This is a genomic window from Sphingomonas sp. TDK1, from assembly GCF_001650735.1.
Taxonomy (GTDB): Bacteria; Pseudomonadota; Alphaproteobacteria; order Sphingomonadales; family Sphingomonadaceae; genus Sphingomonas.
The window spans coordinates 264,831-286,215 of sequence record NZ_LXVY01000003.1; the positions used below are offsets into that span (position 1 = coordinate 264,831).

Here is a 21,385-nt window from a genome sequence, read left to right on the forward strand (position 1 = left end):
GCTGCGTCCGGGCGGGGAAGCTACGCGCGTGCTCGGTCGCCACGGTGCCGTGCTGCTCGACCTTCCCAGCAATGGCACGGGCGGCCGCCCGGAAGCGCTGCGCAGCGATCTGCGGCGCATGTTGCTGGAATCGCAGCCTGAAGAGGCCGTCCAGTGGAGCAAAAAGCTCGACGGTGTCATCGCACTGGGCGGCGGGTGGCACGAACTGCGCGTCACCGATGGATCGACCACGGCCACCCATCTCCTCGTCGGTGCCGACGGCGCCTGGTCGAAGATTCGGCCGCTGCTATCGAGCGCGACGGCCGAATATATCGGCACCACCTTTGTCGAGACCTATCTTCACGACGTCGATGTCCTGCATCCCGCGACAGCCATCGCGGCAGGGGCGGGCGCGCTGTTTGCGCTCGCACCCGGCCTGGGCATCTTCGCACATCGCGAAGCGGGAGGTATCCTTCACACATATGCCGCATTGAACTGTCCGCTCGGTTGGAGCGCAGGCATGGATTCCGGCGACGCTGCCGCCGCGACGGAGCGGCTGGCGCCCGAGTTCGACGGCCGGGCGCCTGCTCTGACAGCACTGATGGCCGACAGCGACACGGCACCGGCCGCGTCCGCTCCACGCGCTTCCGATTGGACATAGATGGGACCGGATCCCAGGCGTGACCCTGCTCGGCGACGCCGCGCACCTTGCGCCGCCGGCCGGCGAAAGCGCGAACCTGGCGCTACTCGATGGCGCCGAACTCGGCCAAGCGATCGCCGCACATCCTGGCGACATCGAAACGGAACTGGCGACCTACGAAGCCGCGATGTCTCCGCGCGGCACACAGGCGGCTAAGGAGGGGCACGAGATGCTGGCGCTACTGCTTCGCGCGCGCACCACGTGCACTCGTCGATTTCTTTCCCGGGAGGTCGGCACCTGATTGGTTCCAAGGCTGGATCCATGCCGGGGCCGTGATCGGCGGTGTCGACTAACCGGATCCCGCTCGGTCACGAAAGTCGGCGACCAGCTCAAAGCGGTTGAATGCCGTTGATGGGAACGTCGGCTTTCGCTGAGACCCGCTAATGGTCGCGAAACCCAAGCAGCCGGCTTTTGCGCCCGATTTCAGCCCTTCAGTAGGTTGATCGGCTGCCCAGCGGCGATCGCAAAGGATGGCACCCTATCGGCGCTCGGCAGCAGAAAGCAGGACACACACAACCCGTGCTAATGCGAAGCTGTTGCAAATTACGCGATTGTTTTCTATCGGGCGCCGAAAGGGGAAGTTGATGAAATTCGCCATCGGCGTGATCGCCGCAGCTACCATCTGGACGGGAAGTGCGAAGGCGCAGGACAGCCGCGCCGACGAGGATGCGCTCGAGACCGCGCGCGAGGATATCGTGGTGACGGCCGCGCGGACCAAATTGCCGGCCAGCGCGCTACCGCTGACGGTCGACGTGATTGATCGCGAGACGCTGTCGCGCCAAGTCGCGGTGTCCGGTTCCACCGTCGATGCAGTGTCGGCGCTGCTCCCGTCCTTCTCGCCGACGCGCGAGAAGATCACCGGCTTCGGCGAGACGCTGCGGGGCCGATCGCCGCTCTACGCGATCAACGGCATCCCGCAGACGACGCCGATCCGCGACGGCGCGCGTGACGGCTATACCATCGATCCCTTCTTCATCGACCGGGTCGAAGTGATCTACGGCTCCAACGCCCTGCAGGGCATCGGGGCGACGGGCGGGGTGGTCAATCAGGTCACCGTCGGTGCGCCCAAGGAAAATGGCTGGAGCGGGCGGACCCTGCTTCAGGGGAATAGCGGCGACAATTTCTCCGGCGATTCGCTGGGCGGCAAGGTCGCCGGTCTGGTCAGCGTCCGCAGCGGCCGGTTCGATGCCACCGCGGGCGCGGCGTTTGAGCGGCGCGGGGTATTTCTCGACGGGCGCGGGCGCCGCATCGGGCTCGACGGCAACCAGAGTGAGATCCAGGATACCGACAGCCTTTCCTTCTTCGGCCGGGCAGGCTTCGACCTCTCCGATACCGCCCGTATCGAGGTGATCGCCAATCGCTTCCGGCTGGAGGGCAACAACCATTACCTGCCCGTCGACGGCAACCGGGCGCTGGGCATTCCCGCCACCAGCCGGCGCGGACAGACGCCGGGGCAGCCCTCGACCGGCCTGGCCGAGATGGTGTCGGCCTCGCTCACCGACGGCGATCTGGCGGGCGGGGCGTTCACGCTGCAGGGCTTCTACAACCGCACCAGCGATACCTTTGCCGGCGGTATCCTGGCGACGTTCCAGGACGCGCGGATAGCGCCGGTGGGCACGCTGTTCGACCAGTCGCGCAACGTATCGCGCAAGATCGGCGGCAAGGTCAGCTACGAGCGTGCCGTGCCCGGGTTCGAGGCGCTGACGCTGACCGCAGGGTTCGACGCGCTGATCGATCGCACCAAGCAGGATCTCGTCCAGACCGGCCGCGCCTGGGTGCCGCAGACCGACTTCCGTAGCCTCGCGCCGGTCGGGCAGGCTAATCTGAAGCTGTTCGGCGGCGTCGTGCGGCTGGCTGGGGGCGTGCGCTACGAGAACGTCCAGCTCGACATTCCCGACTATACGACGCTCGCCAGCGCGGGGGCGCGGGCGGTTACCGGCGGCAAGCCGTCGTTCGCGCGGGCCTTGTGGAACGGCGGCGTGGTGGTGGAGCCGGTCAAAGGCATCCGCGCCTATGGCAGCTATGCGGAAGGCTATACGATTGCCGATATCGGGCGCGTCCTGCGCGGCATCACCCAGCCCAATATCCGCATCGCCGACTTTCTCGACCTGACGCCGGTCGTCTCGAACAACCGCGAGCTCGGCGTCGAGGTGAACCAGGGGCCGCTGGAGGCGAGCGCCACCTATTACTGGTCGTCGAGCGATCTGGGCCAGGTGCTGGTGCGCGCCAGCGACGGCATATTCAACGTGATGCGCCAGCCGATCGACATCGAGGGGCTGGAAGTGAACCTCAACGTCCGCACCCCGCTGCCGGGGCTGAAGCTCGGGACCGGCTTCGCGCATGTGAGTGGGCGCACGGATACCAATGGCGACGGCAGGATGGACGCCGATCTCGACGGCGCCAACATCTCGCCAGACCGGCTCAACCTGAACATCGACTATGCCCGCGGACGCTTCAGCGCACGCCTCCAGGGCCGCTATTATCTGTCACGCCGGTTCCAGGGGCAGCCGATCGCCAATGATTTCGTCGGCTACCGGCTGTTCGACGCCTATGTTGCCTATGACCTGCCGATCGGCCGCATGATGCTGAGCGTCCAGAACCTCGGCAACACCGACTATGTCACCTATTACAGCGACACGCAGGGGCCGACCGACAACGCCCGCTTCTATACGGGGCGCGGCCGCAACTTCACGCTGAGCTGGCAGGCCGGGTTCTGATGCACGTTCTGGCCCTGCTGCATCGCTGGATCGGCGCGATCGGCGGCCTGTTGCTCGCGGTGCTAGGGCTGACGGGGACGCTGCTCGTGTGGCGCGACGAACTCACCTTCGTCGCGCATGCCGGGGATCCCGTCCGGGCAGATCCGGTGGCGCTGGGGAGAGTTGTCGGCTTGGTATCGGAGGGAGGAAGGCCGATCGACCGCATCACGTTCGCGGGTGACGGGCTCGGCGTCCATCAGGTGCTGTTCCGGGACGGCGGCGGGGCCTATCTCAGCCAGGCTGGGGAGACGGTCGCCCGCTGGTCGGCGGCGTGGCAGCGGCCTGAGCTATGGCTGTTCGATCTCCACCATCGCCTGCTGATCGGCGACGCGGGGGAGACGATCACCGGCATCGCCGGCCTGGTCGGGCTGTTCTTCGTCGTCACGGGGTTGGTGCTGTGGTGGCGAACCCGGCGTCGCTTTCGCCTGCGGGCTTGGCCCGTGACGATGAAGTCCGGTGCGATCGTCCACCATCACCGCGATATGGGCGTGGTGGCTGCGCCCTTGCTGCTCGTCTCGTTGGTAACGGGGGTGCTGATGGTGTTTCCCGCCCTGGGCGGCGGCCTGATCGTCGAAGCGCGCTTGCGCCCGCCGAAGGTGGAGGGGCACCGCGCGGCCCCGGCTCACCGCGATCTGGCGCCGCTTTTCCGGGCTGCATCGGTGATGTTTCCGGGTGCCGAGTTCCGCCGCCTGCAATGGCCGCAAAAGATCGGGTCGCCCATCGTTCTCCGGCTGCGGCAGTCCTTCGAATGGACCCCGAACGGGCGTACCTTCGTCTATGCGGATCCCGTCACGCTGGCGATCCTGGGCCGCGCCAATCCCGCTGAGGGAGGCACTGGGGCTTCGATCCGCGAGAAGCTCTATCCGATCCACGCCGCCAAGACCGGAGGTGTGCTCTGGAAGCTAGCCATGAGCGTGTCCGGCGTCGCACTGGCTCTGCTCGGCAGCTTGGCAGTGTATGCATTCTGGCGGACGCAGTGGAATATTCTTAGTGCCAAACGCAGGAAGTCGAAGGATAGGTCTCAAGCGGCGGGGCAGAACATGGCTCCCATCAGGCGGTGAGCGACGGCTAGCGACTAGCGTAAGCCGTTCTCATCACCGGGTGAGAACGACGGGTCGGGCCGAAAGCAGCGATCGGCGGTACCAATCACCTGATCCGCAGGTGCGCCCAGAATTCTTGTTCCCGGACTGGCGGCTCCTGCTCCACCGGCGGACGCGGAACATCCCCGCCTGCCGCATCCAGAAGCAGATCTTGCGGCCGCCGGCACAGCTAGCGCTGCGCAAGCGGCCCGAATTGCTAGAACGACACGCGCGCGCCGATCCGAAGCGTACGCGGCTCGACGACGCGACTTAGCCGCCCCTCGGTGGGACCGTCACGATCGACCGACGGGATGTAGGATTCGTAGAAATAGGCAATGTCCTTGTCCCGGCTGTCGAGCAGGTTCAGCACCTCGCCATAGACTTCGAGGCGCCCGATTTTCCGTGCTGCCCGAAGGTTGACCACCGTGCTGCCGTGATCGCGCGCGCTGTTGTCCTCGATCAGCGGGTACCGCCCGAGGTGCCGGACGCGGAGGCTGGCTTCCCAAGGCGCCAGCACCACCGCCACGCCCGCGGATGCGGCGTTCTCGAAGGCATTCGGGATGCGGTCGCCATTGTCATAACGCGATCGGCTCGCCGTATAGTTGCCGTCGAGCGCCAGCCAGGGTGCAGGCCGCCAGAAGGCAACCAGTTCGTAGCCATGTCGCCGGCTCGCGCCGGTGGGCTCTACCGCGTTAGAGTCACCCACGAACCGGAGTTCGCTGCCGACGTCCAGCCACCAATAGGTGCCGGTGAGGGTCACCCCGCCGTGCTGCCAGCGCGCGCCCAGCTCCTTGCCCGTACCGCGGACCAGAACCGGCACTCGCGTCTCGACGTTGACGGCCCCCCGCACGTCGTTCGAGTGGAAGCCGCGACCCCAGTTCGCATAGAGCTCGATCTGCGGGGTCAGGGCGTAGGCTACCGAAGCCTTGGGCGAGACGATGCTGTCGCTGCCGGCGCCCTCACCCAATGAAGCCGCGGCGGCATCGCGAGCGCGTACGGCGTAACGGTAGCCATCACCGCGCAGCCCAGCCATGATGCGGAGCCCCGCCAGCGGTTTCCAGGTCGCCTCGCCGTACAGTGCGGCCGACGCTTCCTCGACGTGATAGCGCCCGAGCGAGAAGAGCGGCGCGCGATCGGCGGTACGGGCGACGCCGACATTGCCGATGTGGTCGTAACGGCCTTCGCTGCCGACCGAAAGGGCGAGCGCTGGCGCCACCTGCCAGCGTTTCTCGGCGCGTCCGCCGACGATCCACCGCTTGTCGAACTGGCGGATCTGCGCGCTGGTGCCATCCGGATCGGCATAGGTCGGGTTCGAGTACATCGACCAATCGTAAAACTGGCCATACAGGTTCGCGTCCCACCCCTGCTGATGCACGGCGACGCTGCCGATCAGCCGGGTGGTGCGGCCGCGTGCGCTGGGATCGGGCGAGCAGAACACGTCCGGGCAGACGGCGGTGCCGATGATCCGTTCGGGGATCTGCTCGGTGGGGCGCCAGGTCGCGTGATAGGCGTTTAGCGTCACGGCGATCGCGCCGGTCCCGAGCGGCGCCGCGTATTTGGCGAAGCCGGAAGCATGCCGCAAATGCTCCGGCTCCTGCCACGGGCCGTCATAGGCGCGAAGCTGACCCACCAGCGTCAGCGTGCCTGGGCCGACGCCATCCGTCGTCCCACCCGCCGCGATCCGGCGATAGCCATAGGACCCGCCTTCGATCGACAGCCAGGGACTTTCGAACCCATCGATCGTCGTCATGTATGCGGCACCTGCGAGCGCGAAGTCGCCGCCATCGGCACGGTAGGGGCCTTTGCGAAAGTCCTCGCGACCGACGATCTCCGGAATCAATCCATTGAGATCGAGATACCCCTGCCCATGACCATGGCTGCGCAGGTTCATCTGCACGCCGTCGACATAGGTGGTGAAATCGGTGCCGTGGTCGAGATTGAAGCCGCGCAGGAAATACTGGTTGGCCTTGCCGCTGCCGGAATGCTGGGCGGCGATCATGCCGGGCACTGCCTCCAGCAGCTCGGCAACCCGCAGCAGCGGGCGCACCAGCAGGTCGGCGCCGGTGATCGAGCCTTCGCTCGCGGCCTGCGCGACGCCGATCTTGCTTTCTCCGCGCCCGAACACGAGGATTTCGTCCCCCTCCTTGGCGGGCGCAGGCGGCAAGGTTCCCGATTGGGCGAAGGCCGCAGGCGAACCGCAAACGGACAACGCGGCGAGGCCGGACAAAAAGATAGGTCTCAAACGTCTTCTCCTGGCGTCATGCGACTGCCGGTGGAGGCGTGCCGTTCGCGAACGGTCAGCGCGTACCGAGCGCGGACGCCGAGAGCGCCACGAGACGAACCGATGCGGCCTCCACCGCTCGTTCGTCGCTCAGACGGAGAACCGTGCCACGGCCATCCCCTGGGCCAGGGCAAGAGCGACCTCTCGCTGGCAGGTCTCCTGGCTCACGGGTCGTCACTCGATGCACACCTTCCCAGGCCAAAGGCCCAGTGGCTGCTTCCATCGGAGGAAGCCCGCGCATCTCGCTCGCCGCTTACAGTTGCAGGGACAGCCTCGGCTTCGGGCGCAAGCGCCCACACCGCGTTCCCTATTAAGCTCCTCTCGGAGCACCAGCGCGATCATGGTCCGGCAGAAGAGGTATTCTCCCGGATGCAGCGGCGTTAGCGATAAGAGATCGCAATCGCAACAAGTCTCGATTAGCGGAACGGCGGGCGGTTTGGCTGGAATGGCACGATGCTGGCCGGGGAGCTGCCGGTCCGCTTTCCACCAGCATGCGAAATTACGCACCAACGGCTGCCGACCGCACCTCGTTATTCAGATCATTCGCGGTCAATGTCCGGTCCTGACAAAAGGTACCGTTCGGGCAACTCACGTTCAAGTCGGTGGGAAGGCATGGTCAGGATTTCTTCCCAGCCAATTGGGCACCGCCAGATCGCGGTCGTCGGGTGATCAGCGGCATCGTCCATGTGCTGCAGCCAGGCTGCCGTTGGAAGGACGCGCAGAGCGCCCATGGTCCGTATAAGACGCTGTACAACCGGCATAAACGTTGGTCGTAAAAGGGCGGCGGGCAGACGTTTCTGAAGCGTTGGCCGCTGCCGGCGGGCCACGGGCTGAGGTCCTGGTCGACAGCACGCATAGGAAGGCGCAGCGTTCGGCTGCCGGTGGAAGCGGGGGGCGTACGCTCAGGCAAGCGGCATCAGCCGAGGCGGGCGCAACGCCGAGATCCACGCCGTTGCCGACGCGCGAGGCAAGCCGCTCGCCTTCCTCCTGACGCCCGGCCAGGCGGCCGACTGTCGGGCAGCGGAAGCGTTGCTCGACGGTCTGCCGGCCCGCTGCATCGCCCATGCCGACCGCGCCCGTGACACCAACCACATCTCATCGAGCGGCAGGGCGCTGTCCCCAACATCCCGCCCAAGGCCAATCGACGCTGGAAAAGCTGCTTCAGCCGCAGTCTCTACAAGGGACGTGACGCCATCGAACGCATGTTCTGCCGCCTCAAAGACTGCCGGCGCCTCGCCACGCGCTATGACCGCACCGCCGCCATCTTCCTCGGCAGCATACACTTGGCCGCCAGCGTCATGTGGTTTTTGCGAGTCCCAGGCCTGGGAAGCCTGGCTTCAGTTTAGCGATTATCATCGTTCGTTGGTCGAACTTATTTCTCTACTGATTAGGTAGGAAATAAGCGGGTCCCGGAAAGTCGGGGGTCGCAAGCATGCCAAGAAAGAACTTCATTCTCGCAACGACGGCAATGGCCGCCGTCCTGCTCGCGACCGCACCTGCCAATGCGCAGCAGGTCCTGGCGGGCGGGTCGTCGGACTCCGGCGGGGCCGATACCGGCACCATCATCGTGACCGGGGTGCGCGGCGCGCCGCGGACGATCGCCAAAAGCCCCGCGCCGATCGATGTGGTGGGCGCGGACAAGCTCCAGGCCACCGGTGCGGCCGAATTCGGCGAGGCGCTGACCAAGCTGCTGCCCTCGCTCAATTTCGGCGCCACCAATGCCGGGGTCTTCTCGATCGGCCGCCCGGTCACCAATCGTGGACTTTCCCCGGCCTATACGCTGGTGCTGGTCAACGGAAAGCGGCGGCATAACGGCGCCTTCCTCAACAACAGCCCGACCGACACCTCGGGCGCCAATCCGGTCGATCTGGATCTGATCCCGACCAGCGCGATCGACCGGATCGAGGTGCTGAAGGATTCGGCCGCCGCCCAATATGGCAGCGACGCCATTGCCGGCGTCATCAACATCCAGTTGGCGGAAAAGCCGGGGCTCGCCGCGGATTTCACCTATGGCACGCTCTACGATGCCCAAGGCGACCCCGACAGCTGGAAGGGCACGCTGCGCTATGGCACCAAGCTTGGCGACGCGGGCGGATTCCTGACGGTGAGCGGCGACCTCCGCAAGCGGGGTGGCGCCTGGTGGAATCTCGCGGCCACCGACATCAACCTTTATGGCCTGCCCGCCGGGCGCACCATCGACCAGGTAGTCGCGACGAGCGGCCTCACCCGTGCGCAGGTTGAGGCGAATGTCGCCGCCGCCAATGCCCGCAACGCGCAATGGAATCGCGACGGCGCCCATAATGGTGACCCGCAGATCAAGGCGTTCAATCTGGCTTACAACGCCAAGCTGCCTCTGTCCGCCACCGTCAGCCTGTACAGCTTCGGCACGTACGGCGAGCGCGATGCCCAGATCGGCAACAATTTCCGCCGGCCGAACAGCACCGCGAACTTCACCGCGCTGTTCCCCGACGGCTATTATCCGCTCAACAACATCGCCGAGGACGACTTCCAGTTCGTCACCGGCGTGCGCGGCACGCTGGCGGGCTGGGATTTCGACGCCTCCACCTCGTTCGGCCGGAATTTCAGCCACCAGTTTTCCAACCTGTCGGTCCGTCCGTCGCTCGGGGCCGCCAGCCCAACGAAATGGCCGAACCTGGCGAATTTCGAGTTTCGCCAATGGACCCACAATGTGGATCTGCACCGCAGCATCGACATCGGCCTGGCCAAGCCATTGGAGATATCGATCGGCGGCGAATATCGGCTCGATCGCTTCCGCACCTTTGCCGGCGATCCGCTCGCCTACCAGCCTGCGACCTACACTTTCCGGCCCGGCGACCAGCAATATGACTGGAATGTCGGGCGTGTCGCCTCGCCCGTCGTGCAGGGCGCGATCGTCCTGTCGCCTGCGGACCAGGCCGATATCAGCCGCAAGGTCTATGCCGGCTATGTCGATCTCGGCATCTATCCCGTGGATGCCTGGTATATCGGCGTCGCGGTCCGTACCGAACATTATGGCGACGGATCTGGCAGCCCGACCGGTTTCAAGCTCAACAGCCGCTACGAGGTGACGCCAACGCTGGCGTTCCGCGGCACCGTCGGCACCGGCTTCCGCGCGCCCTCGCTGACCCAGATCGGCTATGCGCAGACCGACGGGCGTACCTCCTCCTTCTTCAACGCCGCGACCGGGCAGACCGAACTGCGGCCGACCGTGGCCAAGCTGGTCACCGCCACCTCGGCGGTCGGCCGGCTGCTCGGTGCGAAACCGCTTAAGGCCGAGAAGAGCCTGAATGCCGGGCTGGGCCTGGTGTTCACCCCCGCACCTGCGCTGTCGGTCACGCTCGATGGCTATTACATCCGCATCCGGGACCGGATCGAGCGCACCGGCCGCCTGTTCGGCCCGGGCATTTCGGCGATCCTCGCGGCCAACGGACTTTCGGACATCGAGCAGGCGGAATATTTCATCAACGCCGCCAACACCGAAACCAAGGGCTTCGATCTCGTCGCCGACTATAGCCGCACGCTCGGGCGGTTCGGCAAGCTCGGCGCGACGCTGGCGTTCAACTATTCCAGGACCAAGGTCACCGATGTCGTCGCCACGCCGTCGCAGCTCTTCGGTGCCAACGGCGCGTCGCTGCTGGGCGCAGGATCGGCCTTTTTCGGCGGGGACAAGATCGGTGAGCTGGAAGTGCTGCAGCCGCATACCAAGCTGGTCAGCACGCTGGGCTGGCAGAAGGGCATTTTCGCCGTCAACGTCACCGGCACCCGCTACGGCGCCTATACGCAGCGCACCGCAGCGGGGGACGATCGTTCCTTCGGCGCCAAGTTTATCACCGATGCCAGTATCAGCGCCAAGGTGACGCGGTTCGCTACGCTGTCGATAGGCGCGACCAACCTGTTCGACGTGCGCCCCGAAACCAACGGGCCCGGTAATCCTCAGACGGGGCAGGGCTATTATGGCCCGTCCCCCTTCAACCCCGCAGGTGGCTATTATTATGGACGGATCGCGCTTGCATTCTGATCGCCGGGCCTTCCTCGTCGGCGCCGGGGCGCTCGCACTCTCCGCCTGCGGCTCCGGTGGTGCGAAGGGCGGTCGTGCGCGACTGGTACTCGGCGATCAGGTCCATCTGCTTCAGTCGAAGGCAGAGGCGGCCGGGGCGCTCGGCAACCTCCCCTATGACGTGGAATGGGCCAATTTCGTCGGCGCGGCGCCGCTGCTCGAAGCACTCAATGCCGGGGCGGTGGATACCGCGCCGGCGGGCGATCTGCCGGTCGTGCTGGCGGCGGCGGCCAAGGTGCCGCTCAAGATCATCGCCGCGTCGGTCTCACCCGCCAGCGACATCGGCATCCTCGTGCCGCCCGGCTCGCCGATCCGTTCGGTCGCAGGCCTTGCCGGCCACCGCGTCATCGTCTCCAGCGCGCGCGGCAGCATCGCGCATTATCTGCTGTTGGAGGCGCTCAAGGAAGCGAAGCTCGATCGGCGCAAGGTCGATATCGGCTTCATGCTGCCCAATGATGCCGCGGCGGCATTCGCGGCCGGGCGGATCGACGCGTGGGCGACCTTCGGTACCTATCAGGTCGCCGCCGAGCAGCGCGGCGCCCGGCTGCTGCGCGACGGGCAGGGGATCAATACCGGCCTCTCGGTGATCGCGGCATCGGAATCGGCGCTGGCGGATGCCGGAAAGCGTGCGGCGCTCAAGGACGTGCTCGCGCGCTTCCGCACCGCAAGCCTGTGGGCGCGGGCGCATCCGGCGGACTATGTCCGCGTCCTCGCCAAGGCGACCGGCATGGATCCCAAGCTGGCGCAACTGGTGGTCGATCGCCAGAATCCGCTGCTGGTGGCGCCGGGTGCCATGGTCGTCGGCCCGCTCCAGCGCGTGGTCGACCGCTTCCATGCCGATGGCGAACTGCCGGCGCATGTCGATGTCGCCTCGATCGTCGATGCCGGTATCTTCCCGGCCTGAGCGGCGTCGTGCGGTCGATCATCCGATCAGACCCAGGGCGTGGAGCGCGAGGCCGGCGATCGACGCCCCCAGCAAGGCCGTGATGACGCCCGCACGAGCCCTGAAGATCGCATAAGCTGCACCCAGGGCGAGTACTAGCACCGCGGGATCGAGACGGTGCACGATCTGTGCGTCGAACCGGCTCGGCCCGGCGGATACGGGCGTCGTCGTGCGAAACAGCGTGTGGAGCGCGAACCAGACCGCGAGGTTGAGCACCACCCCGACCACGGCGGCCGTGATCACGGGCAGCGCCCCATTGACCGCGACGTTGCCGCGCAGTCGCTCGATGAACGGCGCGCCGAGAAAGATCCACCGGAAGCAGGGCACGAACGTCACCCAGGTGGCGGGCAGCGCGCAGAGCGTTCGCGCGAGCAGCGGCGGCAGGCCTCCGGCGTCGTGATAGGCACCGAGGAACCCGACGAATTGCAGGACCATGATCAGCGGCCCGGCGTCGTCTCCCCCGTACCGAGGCCGTCCTGCAGCTCCTTGGGGGTCGGCCAGCCATAGCCCTGTCCCGCCTGCTGCGCGACATAGGCGAGCACCGCATAGGCACCGCCGAACGTGACGGTGGCCATGTTCGCAGGCGACGCTCAATTGCCGGGCCTTAACGCGCAGCCGGCAGGGCAGGGCCGGGGCAGCGGTGCCACCGATATGCGGATATGAGAATTGGAAAACTCGCATTAAATAGTCTCAATTATTTGTGATTTGAAATATCTGAAAGATTGACGAAGTTTGTGTTGAAATTATTAATTTGATATTTTTCAGAACGTTAATCCGATTTATAGCTATCAATTATCGTCGTAAATATATTTACGCAAGTAATGCAAAATTCCTATTTTCTAGGGTTCAAGATGAATTTCATTGCACATAGTCAAGTTTTGTTTGGATTGGATCCGCATATAAGGGAATGTTGATTGTGTGTGCGGGAGGCTGACCTATCCCAAGAGTGCCGTTGAAGAAGTCCTGCCCTGATGGGGCGCTTCGGCGGATCAGCTCTTGGGGGTGAAATGCACGATTCCAGCGCTCCATTGGTAGTTTTCGTACGGTCCGGTGCGGTGGTTGCTGCCCTTGCAGTAACGATGCCGTCGTATGCACAGGATCAGTCTGCATCCGCAGCAGATACCCAGGTTAGCGGCAACGACCTGCTGATTGTCACCGGCACTCGCCGCGCCGATCGGACCGTGTCCGAATCCGCCGTGCCGATCGACGTATTCTCGGCCTCGGACCTCGCCTCGCAGGCGCAGACCGACGTGAACGCGATTCTGAAGAATCTCGTCCCGTCCTACAATCTGCAGCGCAACGCCCTGTTCGACGGCTCTGCGTTCGTGCGGCCGCCGACGCTGCGTGGCCTGCCGCCCGACGAGACTCTGGTGCTGATCAACGGCAAGCGCGTCCATCGCTCGGCGCTGGTGCAGGTGAGTGGCGGGTCGCTGGCGGCGGGGGCGCAGGGCGCGGATCTTTCGCAGATCCCGTCGGCGGCCGTCGAACGGATCGAAGTGCTGCGCGACGGTGCCGCCGCGCAATATGGCTCGGATGCGATCGCCGGCGTGCTCAATTTCGGGCTGAAGCGGAAGGACAAGGGCCTCGACGTCACCGCGCGTTATGGCCAATATTATGCGGGCGACGGTGCGGATCTGCAGCTGTCCGCCAATCTCGGCCTGAAACTCGGCAGCAATGGCGGTTTCCTGAACGTGACCGGCGAATATGCGCGGTCGAAGGACACCAACCGCGCGGTGCAGCGCCCGGATGCGGTGGTGCTCCAGTCGCAGGGCTATGCGGTGAAACAGCCGGTCACCAAGTTCGGCAGCCCGGATGCGAAATCCTATCGCTTCTTCGTCAATGGCGAGCTGCCGCTGGGCGACGACACGCTCTATTTCTTCGGCAATTACGGCAATTCGGACCAAGTCATCGACTTCAACTATCGCCGTCCAGTCTCGGTCACTGTCGCGGCGGGTCCGTCCGGGGCACCGTTCACGTTCGGCAAGTCGATCAACCTCTTCTATCTCGATCGCAACGCCGACGGCAGCTGGGATGCGAATGGCCGGACATGGAGCGACGCGACGCTCTTCCCCAACGGGTTCACGCCGCGCTTCCGCAGCACCAATGTGGATGTGTCGGCACTGGCAGGCTACAAGGGCGAACGCGCGGGGGTGAGCTATGACCTGAGCCTCGGCTATGGTCAGAACCGCATCAAATATTACCTGTCCGACACGTTCAACCCGTCGCTTGGGCCGACCTCGCCGACGAGCTTCTACGATGGCTCGCTCGAACAGCGCGAGCTGAATGCCAATCTCGATCTCCGCTACCCGTTAGACATCGGCCTGGCGAGCCCGCTCAACATCGCGGGTGGAGGCGAGTTCCGTACCGAGAGCTTCCTGATCGGGGCCGGGGATGCCGCCTCCTATGCCCAGGGCATCTATGCGTCGCAGACGGTCCGGCGGGCGGACGGGACGACGTTCCTCGTCACCCATCCGGTCGGATCGAACGGCTTTCCCGGCTATGGTCCGACATCGATCGTCGATCGCTCGCGCAGCAGCTATGCCGGCTATCTCGATCTCGAAGTCGACGTCACCAAGGCGTTCACCTTGGGTGGCGCGGTCCGCTACGAGCATTTTGCTGATTTCGGCGGCACCACCAACGTGAAGGGCACCGCGCGCTATGCCGTCAGCGAGGCAATCGCCATCCGCGGCGCGGCCAGCACGGGCTTTCGCGCGCCGACGCCGGGCCAGCTCTATCTGCGCAACCTGCAGACCGCGTTCATCGGCACCAATCCGGTGCCGGTGCAGGTCGCGACACTCGCGGCCAACGATCCGGCTGCACGCTATTATGGCGCGGTGTCGCTTAAGCCGGAGAAATCGGTGAATCTGAGTGCGGGCATCGTGCTTACGCCCGCGTCCAACTTCACCTTCACCGTCGACTATTACAATATCAAGGTCACCGACCGGATCGGGCTCACCAGCAATTTCATCGTTACCGACGCCGATCGCATCCAGCTTGCCGCGCTCGGTGTGGTGGACCCCAATTCGCTGGGCGTGGTGCGTTATTTCACCAACGGCTTCGCGACCCGGACCCAGGGCGTGGACATCGTGGCGAGCTATCGCGCCGTCACCGCCATCGGTCGGCTCACCACCGCGCTGGCGGTCAACTACAACAAGACGCGGCTGATCGATCGGCGCACCATCAGCCTGGGCGACGGACGCACCAATGTGCTGATCGACGATGTGCGGAAGCGCGACATCGAGACGCTGCTGCCGCAATGGCGCGGGGTGCTGACCCAGACGCTCCAGTCCGGACCGGTCGATGTGACCGCGCGGGCCAATTATTATGGGAACTTCACCAACAACCAGCTGGCGTCGAACGGCGGCGACAAGCGCTTCGGATCGGAGGTGTCTTTCGACCTCGAAGTCGGCGTCAAGGTCGCGCAGCGCTACCGGATCGCGGTGGGCGGCGAGAACCTGTTCGACAATTACCCAGATCGCGAGACCCGGCTGACCTTTCCCTCGACGGGCGCGCCGGCGAGCGGGTTTGTCTATCCCGATGCCTCGCCGCTCGGTGTGCTGGGCGGCTTCTGGTATCTCCGTGCCAGTGCGAGCTTCTGATCCCATGGCGTTCGATCGTCGCGCGCTCCTGCGCGCACTGGGAGGTGTCGCCCTGTCGGCGCCGTTCCTCTCCACCCCGGTCCGCGCCGCGGATCGCGCCCGAAGCGTCGTCATCCTCGGCGCGGGCATTGCGGGGCTCACCGCCGCCTATGCCCTACAGGCGCGGGGCGTCGACGTCACCGTGCTCGAAGCTCGTCAGCGGGTGGGCGGCCGGGTCTGGACGCTGCGGGGCGGCGACCAGGTCGTCCATAGCGATGGCGTGGTCCAGCCCGTCACCTTCGATCCGGGCCTCTATCTCAACGCCGGGGCGGCGCGGCTGCCGAGCCATCATGACGGCGTGCTGGGCCTGTGCCGCGAGCTCAAGGTGCCGCTGGAGGTGCTGGTCAACGCCAGCCACAGCGCGTTTCTGGCGGACGACCACGGCCGGCTGCGGCTGCGGCAGGCGGCGAACGATCTGCGCGGGCATCTCTCCGCGCTGCTGGAGACGGCGCTGCGCTCCGGCAGCTTCGACCAGACGCTCGATCCCGCCGCCCGCAGGGCGCTCGCCGATTTCCTGACCCGCTATGGCGACCTGCAGGCCGATGGCCGCTTTGCCGGCACCACCCGGTCCGGGCTCGCTCGCGCGCCCGGCGCCTTCGACCAGGTGCAGCAGGCGGTAGCACCCCGCAGCCTGGAGCAGCTGCTCGCCAATCCCTATCTCGCCGCGATCCTGTTCGAGGAAGACATCCTGATGCAGGCTACCATGCTGGCGCCCAGCGGCGGCATGGACCGGATTCCCAAGGCCATCGCGGCCGCGCTCCGCAAGCCGGTGATCACCGGCGCCGAGGTGCGCGCGATCCAGCGGACCGCCGAGGGCGTGCGTATCGTCTATCGGAACGCTGCCGGGGTGCCCGAGGCGCTCACCGCCGACCGGGCGATCATCACCCTGCCGCTGTCCGTACTGGCGGGGATCCCCAGCGACTTCAGCAAGCCCGTGGCCCAGGCGATCGCGGCAACCCGCTACCAGGATGCCGTCAAGGTCGCCTTCCAGACCCGGCCTTTCTGGGAGGAGGACCAGATCTATGGTGGCACGTCGTTCGTCGGCGGCGAGACCGGTGTTCTCTGGTATCCCTCCGATGGCTTTCAGCAGCCCCAGGCGATCCTGCTCGCCGCCTATAGCGCGGGACCCTGGAGCGGCGGCTTCAAGGATCGGCCGGTCGCCGAGCAGATCAGGCTAGCGCGGGCGGCGGTGGAAAAGGTCCATCCCGGTCACGGTGCCGAGCTCACCCGCCCGGTGGTGGTCAATTGGGGCCGCATTCCCCACACGCTCGGGCCCTGGCTGGAATGGGAGCAAGACGGCAACACGTTGGAACGATTCCGGCTGCTCAACCAGCCGGACGGGCCGTTCCTCTTCGCAGGGAGCCATCTCTCGCAATATTCGGGGCACTGGCAGGAAGGCGCAGTCCTCTCCGGCCGTCGTGCCGCCGATCTCCTCGCCACCGCGCCTGCCGCACAAGCACAGGCTGCCTGAACCAAATCTCGCAACAGGAGCAACGCCATGGCAATTTCCCTTCCCCAAAAATTCGCAGCCCTCGCATTGTCGTTGGCCTGCACCACCGCAGCGCATGCACAGTCGGCGATCACGCGCCTCGGTGCCGAGGGCAGCGCGCCGATCCTGACCGGCGTTCGTTTGCCTGCCTCGGCCGAGACCCTCTATCTGAGCGGACAGGTGCCACCGGTGATCGACGCCAAGGCCGACCCCCTGACCCCTGCCGCCTATGGCGACACCAGAACCCAGGCGATCGGCGTGTTCCGCAAGATCGAGGCACTGCTAGCCGCGCAGGGCTATGGCCTGAAGGACGTCGTCAAGCTGACCGTGTTCCTGGTCGGCGATCCGAGGCTGGGCGGAAAGCAGGACTTCAGGGGCTTTTCGGAAGCCTATGCGCAGTTCTTCGCAACCGCCGACCAGCCGAACAAGGTCGCTCGCTCGACCGTGCAGGTGGCGGGGCTCGCCAGTCCTGGCTTTCTGGTGGAGATCGAAGCGATCGCCGCCAAGGCGCCCTAGCTCCGGTGGGCGCGGGTGCGGGCGATTGAGCCTGGCTAATATGCGCCCAAGCAATCCTCCTTGGAACGACCTAATGCCTATCGATACAGTAGGCATTTAATCGAGGTTTGCATGTCGTCTTCCCGCCCGCTGTTTCCGTCTCTGTCGCGTCGTGCTGCTCTGATCGGGCTGGGGGCGATGACCCTTGCCGGCTGCCATCGCCGAAGCGGTGGCGGGCCGCTGCGGGTGTCGATCACCGGCAAGGGGGATGCCGATGCCCGGCTGGCTTTCATCTCTGCGGGCATCAAGCCCGACTTTGCGATCCGCTACAGCGAGTTCCAGGCGGGCAACCTGGTCGTCGAAGCGCTCAACGGCGGCTCGCTGGACCTCGGGTCGATGAGCGAAATTCCGCCGATCTTCGCCGCGGCCTCGCCAATCCACAGCTTTCGCCAGATCGCCGTGCTGCGTGGCGACGTGAACAGCCAGGCAGTGCTGGTGCCGCGCGGATCGTCGATTCGCTCGCTCGCCGACCTCAAGGGGAAGCGTGTCGGCTATGTGCGCGCCACAACCACCCATTATTTCCTGATTCGGATGCTGCAATCGGTCGGGCTGGGGTGGCGGGATATCGAACCGATCGCGATGAACGTCAGCGATGGCGCGGCGGCGTTTTCGCAAGGTGCGCTCGATGCCTGGGCGATCTTTGGGTATCCGATCCAGCGGGCGGTCGCCAAGGATGGCGCGCGGGTGCTGAAGACCGCGCTGGGCTTCCTGTCGGGCAACTACATCGTCACCGCGCATGAAAAGGCGCTCGAGGATCCCGAGCGCGTCGCCCAGATCGGCAGCTATCTGAAGCTACTGCGCCGCGCCCGCGACTGGACCGAGGCACATCGCGCCGAATGGGCGAAGATCGTCGCCGGGGCGGTCGGCGTACCGTTGCCGTTCGTGGAGGATGCGCTCAACCATCAGAGCGAACCGATGAAGCTGGTGCCGGTAACCGATGCCGCGATCCGATCCCAGCAGCAGGTGGCGGACACCTTCGCCGCTGCGGGACTGGTCCCCAAGGTCGATGTCCGGCCGCTCTGGGATACCCGTTTCCACGACCTTCTCGCCCAAGGAGCCTGACCATGGCCACACTTGCCATCGCCCCCGAAAGTGCCCCGGGCCCGGTGCCGCAGGAGGTGCTCGATCGCGTCACGCGCGGCCTTGCAGAACGGGCCGAAGCCTATGATCGCAGTGGCGAATTCCCGCGCGGCAGTTTCGACCTGTTGGCGCGCGAAGGACTGATCGGCCTCACCGTCGCGCCGTATCTCGGCGGACGCGGCGCGGGCTTTGCCGAGGCGCTGCGGGTGCTCGGCGCGGTGTCGAAGGGCGATCCCTCGGTCGGCCTGATCCTGTTCATGACCTACAGCTTCCATGCGGGCAAGGGGAACAGCTGGCCGCCCGAACTCTATGCCCGCATCGCGCGCGAGGCGGCCGAGGGGCGGGGGCTGATCGGCTTTTTCCGGGTCGAGCCGGAGCTCGGTACGCCGGTGCGCGGCGGCATTCCCGCCACCACCGCGCGGCGCACCGCGGACGGCTGGGCGCTGACCGGCACCAAGATCTATTCGACCGGTTCGACCGGGCTCGACTGGTACGGTGTCTGGGCGAAGACCGACGAGCCCGAGCCGCGTCTCGGCACCTTCCTCGTGCCCGCCGGTACGCCCGGCGTGACGATCCATCCGGCCTGGGACCATCTGGGCATGCGCGCCACGGTGAGCCACGAGGTGGAATTCCGGGACGCGCCGATCCCCGCCGCCTATGCGGTGGACCTGCGCCGGCCGGAGGACTGGGCACCCAAACAAGGCGACACCGCGCCGCTCCTCTGGAATGCGCTGGCCATCTCGACCATCTACGATGCTACGGCCCGGGCAGCGCGCGACTGGCTTGCAGGCTATCTGAACGATCGCGTGCCGAGCAATCTCGGCGCATCGCTCGCCACCCTGCCACGCGTCCAGGAGAAGTTCGGCGAGATCGAAGCGCTGCTGCAGGTCAACGCGACGCTGATTCGCGCCGCGGCCGAGGCGACGGATGCGGGCGATCCACCATCGGCGACAGCGGCGAACAACATCAAGTTCGTCGTCACATCCAATGCGATCCGCGCCGTCGAGATGGGCCTCCAGCTGACCGGCAACCCGGGGCTCACCCGGCGCAATCCGCTCGAGCGCCATTATCGCGACGTGCTGTGCAGCCGCATTCATTCGCCGCAGGACGATACCATCCTCGTCGCCGCGGGCCGCGCCGGACTGGGAATCGGCCGATGAGCCTGGTGATCGCCAACCAGCTCGGGCCGGAATTCGGCGCGCTGCTCGCTGCGCATCCGGTTTCGCCCATCGTGATCGACGTGCCGGAGGAGAGGCCGTGGGAGGCTGCGGCCGAGGCCGACGTGCTGATCGTGCGGCCTGCACCCGCCTGGCGGGCGCCGCCGGCAGCACAGAAGCCGGGGCTGTGGCCCGGCCGGCTGCGCTGGGTCTGCGTCGCTTCGGTGGGCGTGGATTACTATCCCTCCTGGCTGCTCGACGCACCGTTGGTCAGCTGCGGGCGCGGCGTCGCCTCCGAAGAGATCGCGGATTATGTGATCGCGGCGATCTATGCTCAGGCCAAGGATCTCGTCGCCGCGACGGTGACCGAGGCGGGGCAGTGGGGACCGCGCCAGCTTGGGCGGGTGCGCGGCACCACGGTCGGCATCCTGGGCTTCGGTGCGATCGGGCAGGCGGTGGCGCGCCGCGCCCTGGCGCTGGGTGCGCAGGTGACCGCGGTGCGCCGCCGCGATCGGCCCGCCAATGTCGCGGGCGTGCAACTGCTCGGCAGCGCGGCGGAGGTAGTTTCCGCTGCCGATCATCTGGTGATCGCGGTGCCGGCGACGGCCGAGACGCGGCACCTGGTCGACGCCGCGCTGTTGGCGCATGCCCGGCCGCATGCGCACCTGATCAACATCGCGCGCGGCTCGATCGTCGACCAGGAAGCGCTGCTCGCCGCGCTGGATGCGGACCGGCTGGCCTTTGCCACGCTCGACGTCACCGATCCCGAGCCGCTGCCCGCCGGGCACCCGCTCTACACCCACCCAAAGGTGCGGATCACGCCACATATTTCGGCCAATTATCTGGCGGTGCGCCATCTGCTGGCCGACAAGATCACTGCCGACCTCTCCCGCTTCGCGCGCGGCGAGCGGCCGTCCGACCTTGTCGATCCGGCCCTCGGCTATTGATCAGGCGGCGGCGCGCACTTCGTCCAGCGCGGCCAGTACGGTCTCCGCCTCGGTGCGCGCCAGCCAGTCCGGGCTGACGTCGACGAAGCGCACGATGGCGTCGGTGTCGATCACCAGGATCGTCGGCTGGGGCAGCGTCCAGCTGTTGGTGCCGGTCACCGCGCCGATCCAGCTCGCGCCGGGGGCGATTTCGGGCTGTTCGCTCGGTTCGAAGGTGATGCCGAGCGCCTTGCCCAGACGGTTGTCGGGATCGCTGGCGACGGGAAAGCCCAGGCCGTGCCGGTCGCGGATCTCGCCCAGCCGTTCAGCAAGCTGCGGGCTCACGCCGATCAGGCGGATGCCGCGCGCGTCCAGTTCGGGGCGCAGCGTCCGGTCGTAATGGGGCAAGGCGAGGTTGCAGGCCGGGCAGCCGGCAAAGCGGAAGAAGACCAGCGCCACCGGCCCTTCGGCCAGGATCGTATCGCGGGTCAGCGGCTCGCCGGTCGACGCTACCAGCAGGAAAGGGCCTACGCGATCGCCGACCTGCACGTGCTGGCGTGGATCATGGCGCTCGACCAGTTCGGCGCGTTGCGCGGCATTGGCCTGCAGCTGCGCGGGCGCCCAGCTCCGTTCGCGTTCGGCCTGGAGTTCGGCAAACAGGGTGGCGAGCTGCGTCATGAAGGACCCTCCAATGGAAAGGAGGGGAGGCTAGGCGCGCGCGCCAGCTGCCGGAAATGAAACCGGC

At 66.3% G+C, this 21,385-nt stretch carries 14 protein-coding genes, 2 pseudogenes and 1 riboswitch; of the genes and pseudogenes, 13 read left to right on the top strand and 3 right to left on the bottom strand.

Annotated features, from left to right (window positions below):
* Positions 1-28: 28 nt before the first annotated feature.
* The 4 genes from A7X12_RS25840 (at position 29) to A7X12_RS03425 (ending at position 4,496) form a co-directional block, all read left to right on the top strand.
* On the top strand, positions 29-640 hold the full coding sequence (locus A7X12_RS25840) for a hypothetical protein (RefSeq protein WP_064310219.1): 612 nt from the start codon (positions 29-31) through the stop codon (positions 638-640).
* Positions 641-659: 19 nt separating this feature from the next.
* Positions 660-920: an FAD-dependent oxidoreductase gene (locus tag A7X12_RS25845; RefSeq protein ID WP_064310220.1), complete on the top strand. Its 261-nt coding sequence runs from the start codon at positions 660-662 to the stop codon at positions 918-920.
* A 343-nt stretch (positions 921-1,263) separates the two neighbouring features.
* On the top strand, positions 1,264-3,396 hold the full coding sequence (locus tag A7X12_RS03420) for a TonB-dependent receptor (protein ID WP_064310221.1): 2,133 nt from the start codon (positions 1,264-1,266) through the stop codon (positions 3,394-3,396).
* The gene (locus A7X12_RS03425) at positions 3,396-4,496 is read left to right on the top strand and encodes a PepSY-associated TM helix domain-containing protein (protein ID WP_064310222.1); all 1,101 of its coding nucleotides are present in this window, start codon (positions 3,396-3,398) and stop codon (positions 4,494-4,496) included. The genes A7X12_RS03420 and A7X12_RS03425 overlap by 1 nt, the downstream gene beginning before the upstream one ends.
* A 235-nt stretch (positions 4,497-4,731) precedes the next feature.
* Here A7X12_RS03425 and A7X12_RS03430 read toward each other — a convergent pair whose 3' ends face one another.
* Positions 4,732-6,756 carry a TonB-dependent receptor domain-containing protein gene (locus A7X12_RS03430; RefSeq protein ID WP_084445019.1) on the bottom strand — a complete coding sequence of 675 codons (2,025 nt, stop codon included), beginning with the start codon at positions 6,754-6,756 and terminating at the stop codon, positions 4,732-4,734.
* A 171-nt stretch (positions 6,757-6,927) separates the two neighbouring features.
* Positions 6,928-7,144, bottom strand: a riboswitch (cobalamin riboswitch).
* 310 nt (positions 7,145-7,454) lie between these two features.
* On the opposite strand from A7X12_RS03430, the pseudogene A7X12_RS26125 reads away from it, so the two are divergent.
* From A7X12_RS26125 to A7X12_RS03445, 3 genes and pseudogenes are all read left to right on the top strand, one after another.
* Positions 7,455-8,141: pseudogene (locus A7X12_RS26125) on the top strand (IS5 family transposase); the annotation flags it as partial.
* An 86-nt stretch (positions 8,142-8,227) separates the two neighbouring features.
* A complete protein-coding gene (locus A7X12_RS03440; RefSeq protein ID WP_064310223.1) occupies positions 8,228-10,813 on the top strand; it encodes a TonB-dependent receptor plug domain-containing protein in 2,586 nt (861 codons plus the stop codon).
* Positions 10,803-11,756, top strand: coding sequence for an ABC transporter substrate-binding protein (locus tag A7X12_RS03445; protein WP_064310284.1), 954 nt, complete (start codon positions 10,803-10,805; stop codon positions 11,754-11,756). The genes A7X12_RS03440 and A7X12_RS03445 overlap by 11 nt, the downstream gene beginning before the upstream one ends.
* An 18-nt stretch (positions 11,757-11,774) precedes the next feature.
* Here A7X12_RS03445 and A7X12_RS03450 read toward each other — a convergent pair.
* A pseudogene (locus A7X12_RS03450) lies at positions 11,775-12,376 on the bottom strand (chromate transporter); the annotation flags it as partial.
* A 498-nt stretch (positions 12,377-12,874) separates the two neighbouring features.
* Here A7X12_RS03450 and A7X12_RS03455 point away from each other — a divergent pair.
* The 6 genes from A7X12_RS03455 to A7X12_RS03480 all read left to right on the top strand — a co-directional run bounded on the left by A7X12_RS03455 (position 12,875) and on the right by A7X12_RS03480 (position 20,661).
* Complete coding sequence (locus A7X12_RS03455; protein ID WP_198161855.1) at positions 12,875-15,394, top strand: TonB-dependent receptor plug domain-containing protein; 2,520 nt, start codon at positions 12,875-12,877, stop codon at positions 15,392-15,394.
* 4 nt (positions 15,395-15,398) lie between these two features.
* Positions 15,399-16,904: a flavin monoamine oxidase family protein gene (locus A7X12_RS03460; RefSeq protein WP_064310225.1), complete on the top strand. Its 1,506-nt coding sequence runs from the start codon at positions 15,399-15,401 to the stop codon at positions 16,902-16,904.
* Positions 16,905-16,931: 27 nt separating this feature from the next.
* Entirely contained in the window at positions 16,932-17,438 is a 507-nt protein-coding gene (locus A7X12_RS03465) for a RidA family protein (RefSeq protein WP_064310226.1), read from the top strand.
* A gap of 111 nt (positions 17,439-17,549) precedes the next feature.
* On the top strand, positions 17,550-18,539 hold the full coding sequence (locus tag A7X12_RS03470; protein ID WP_064310227.1) for an ABC transporter substrate-binding protein: 990 nt from the start codon (positions 17,550-17,552) through the stop codon (positions 18,537-18,539).
* 2 nt (positions 18,540-18,541) lie between these two features.
* Positions 18,542-19,717 carry an acyl-CoA dehydrogenase family protein gene (locus A7X12_RS03475; RefSeq protein WP_064310228.1) on the top strand — a complete coding sequence of 392 codons (1,176 nt, stop codon included), beginning with the start codon at positions 18,542-18,544 and terminating at the stop codon, positions 19,715-19,717.
* The gene (locus A7X12_RS03480) at positions 19,714-20,661 is read left to right on the top strand and encodes an NAD(P)-dependent oxidoreductase (protein ID WP_064310229.1); all 948 of its coding nucleotides are present in this window, start codon (positions 19,714-19,716) and stop codon (positions 20,659-20,661) included. The genes A7X12_RS03475 and A7X12_RS03480 overlap by 4 nt, the downstream gene beginning before the upstream one ends.
* On the opposite strand, the gene A7X12_RS03485 is transcribed toward A7X12_RS03480, so the two are convergent.
* Positions 20,662-21,318, bottom strand: coding sequence for a peroxiredoxin-like family protein (locus tag A7X12_RS03485; RefSeq protein ID WP_064310230.1), 657 nt, complete (start codon positions 21,316-21,318; stop codon positions 20,662-20,664).
* Between the last annotated feature and the right edge of the window lie 67 nt (positions 21,319-21,385).

What these genes read in the sequence shown, in the direction of transcription:
- A7X12_RS03420 (WP_064310221.1), top strand. Translation starts at nt 1,264, where the DNA reads ATGAAATTCGCCATCGGCGTGATCGCCGCAGCTACCATCTGGACGGGA.
- A7X12_RS03425 (WP_064310222.1), top strand. Translation starts at nt 3,396, where the DNA reads ATGCACGTTCTGGCCCTGCTGCATCGCTGGATCGGCGCGATCGGCGGC.
- A7X12_RS03440 (WP_064310223.1), top strand. Translation starts at nt 8,228, where the DNA reads ATGCCAAGAAAGAACTTCATTCTCGCAACGACGGCAATGGCCGCCGTC.
- A7X12_RS03455 (WP_198161855.1), top strand. Translation starts at nt 12,875, where the DNA reads ATGCCGTCGTATGCACAGGATCAGTCTGCATCCGCAGCAGATACCCAG.
- A7X12_RS03460 (WP_064310225.1), top strand. Translation starts at nt 15,399, where the DNA reads ATGGCGTTCGATCGTCGCGCGCTCCTGCGCGCACTGGGAGGTGTCGCC.
- A7X12_RS03465 (WP_064310226.1), top strand. Translation starts at nt 16,932, where the DNA reads ATGGCAATTTCCCTTCCCCAAAAATTCGCAGCCCTCGCATTGTCGTTG.
- A7X12_RS03470 (WP_064310227.1), top strand. Translation starts at nt 17,550, where the DNA reads ATGTCGTCTTCCCGCCCGCTGTTTCCGTCTCTGTCGCGTCGTGCTGCT.
- A7X12_RS03475 (WP_064310228.1), top strand. Translation starts at nt 18,542, where the DNA reads ATGGCCACACTTGCCATCGCCCCCGAAAGTGCCCCGGGCCCGGTGCCG.
- A7X12_RS03480 (WP_064310229.1), top strand. Translation starts at nt 19,714, where the DNA reads ATGAGCCTGGTGATCGCCAACCAGCTCGGGCCGGAATTCGGCGCGCTG.
- A7X12_RS03485 (WP_064310230.1), bottom strand. Translation starts at nt 21,318, where the DNA reads ATGACGCAGCTCGCCACCCTGTTTGCCGAACTCCAGGCCGAACGCGAA.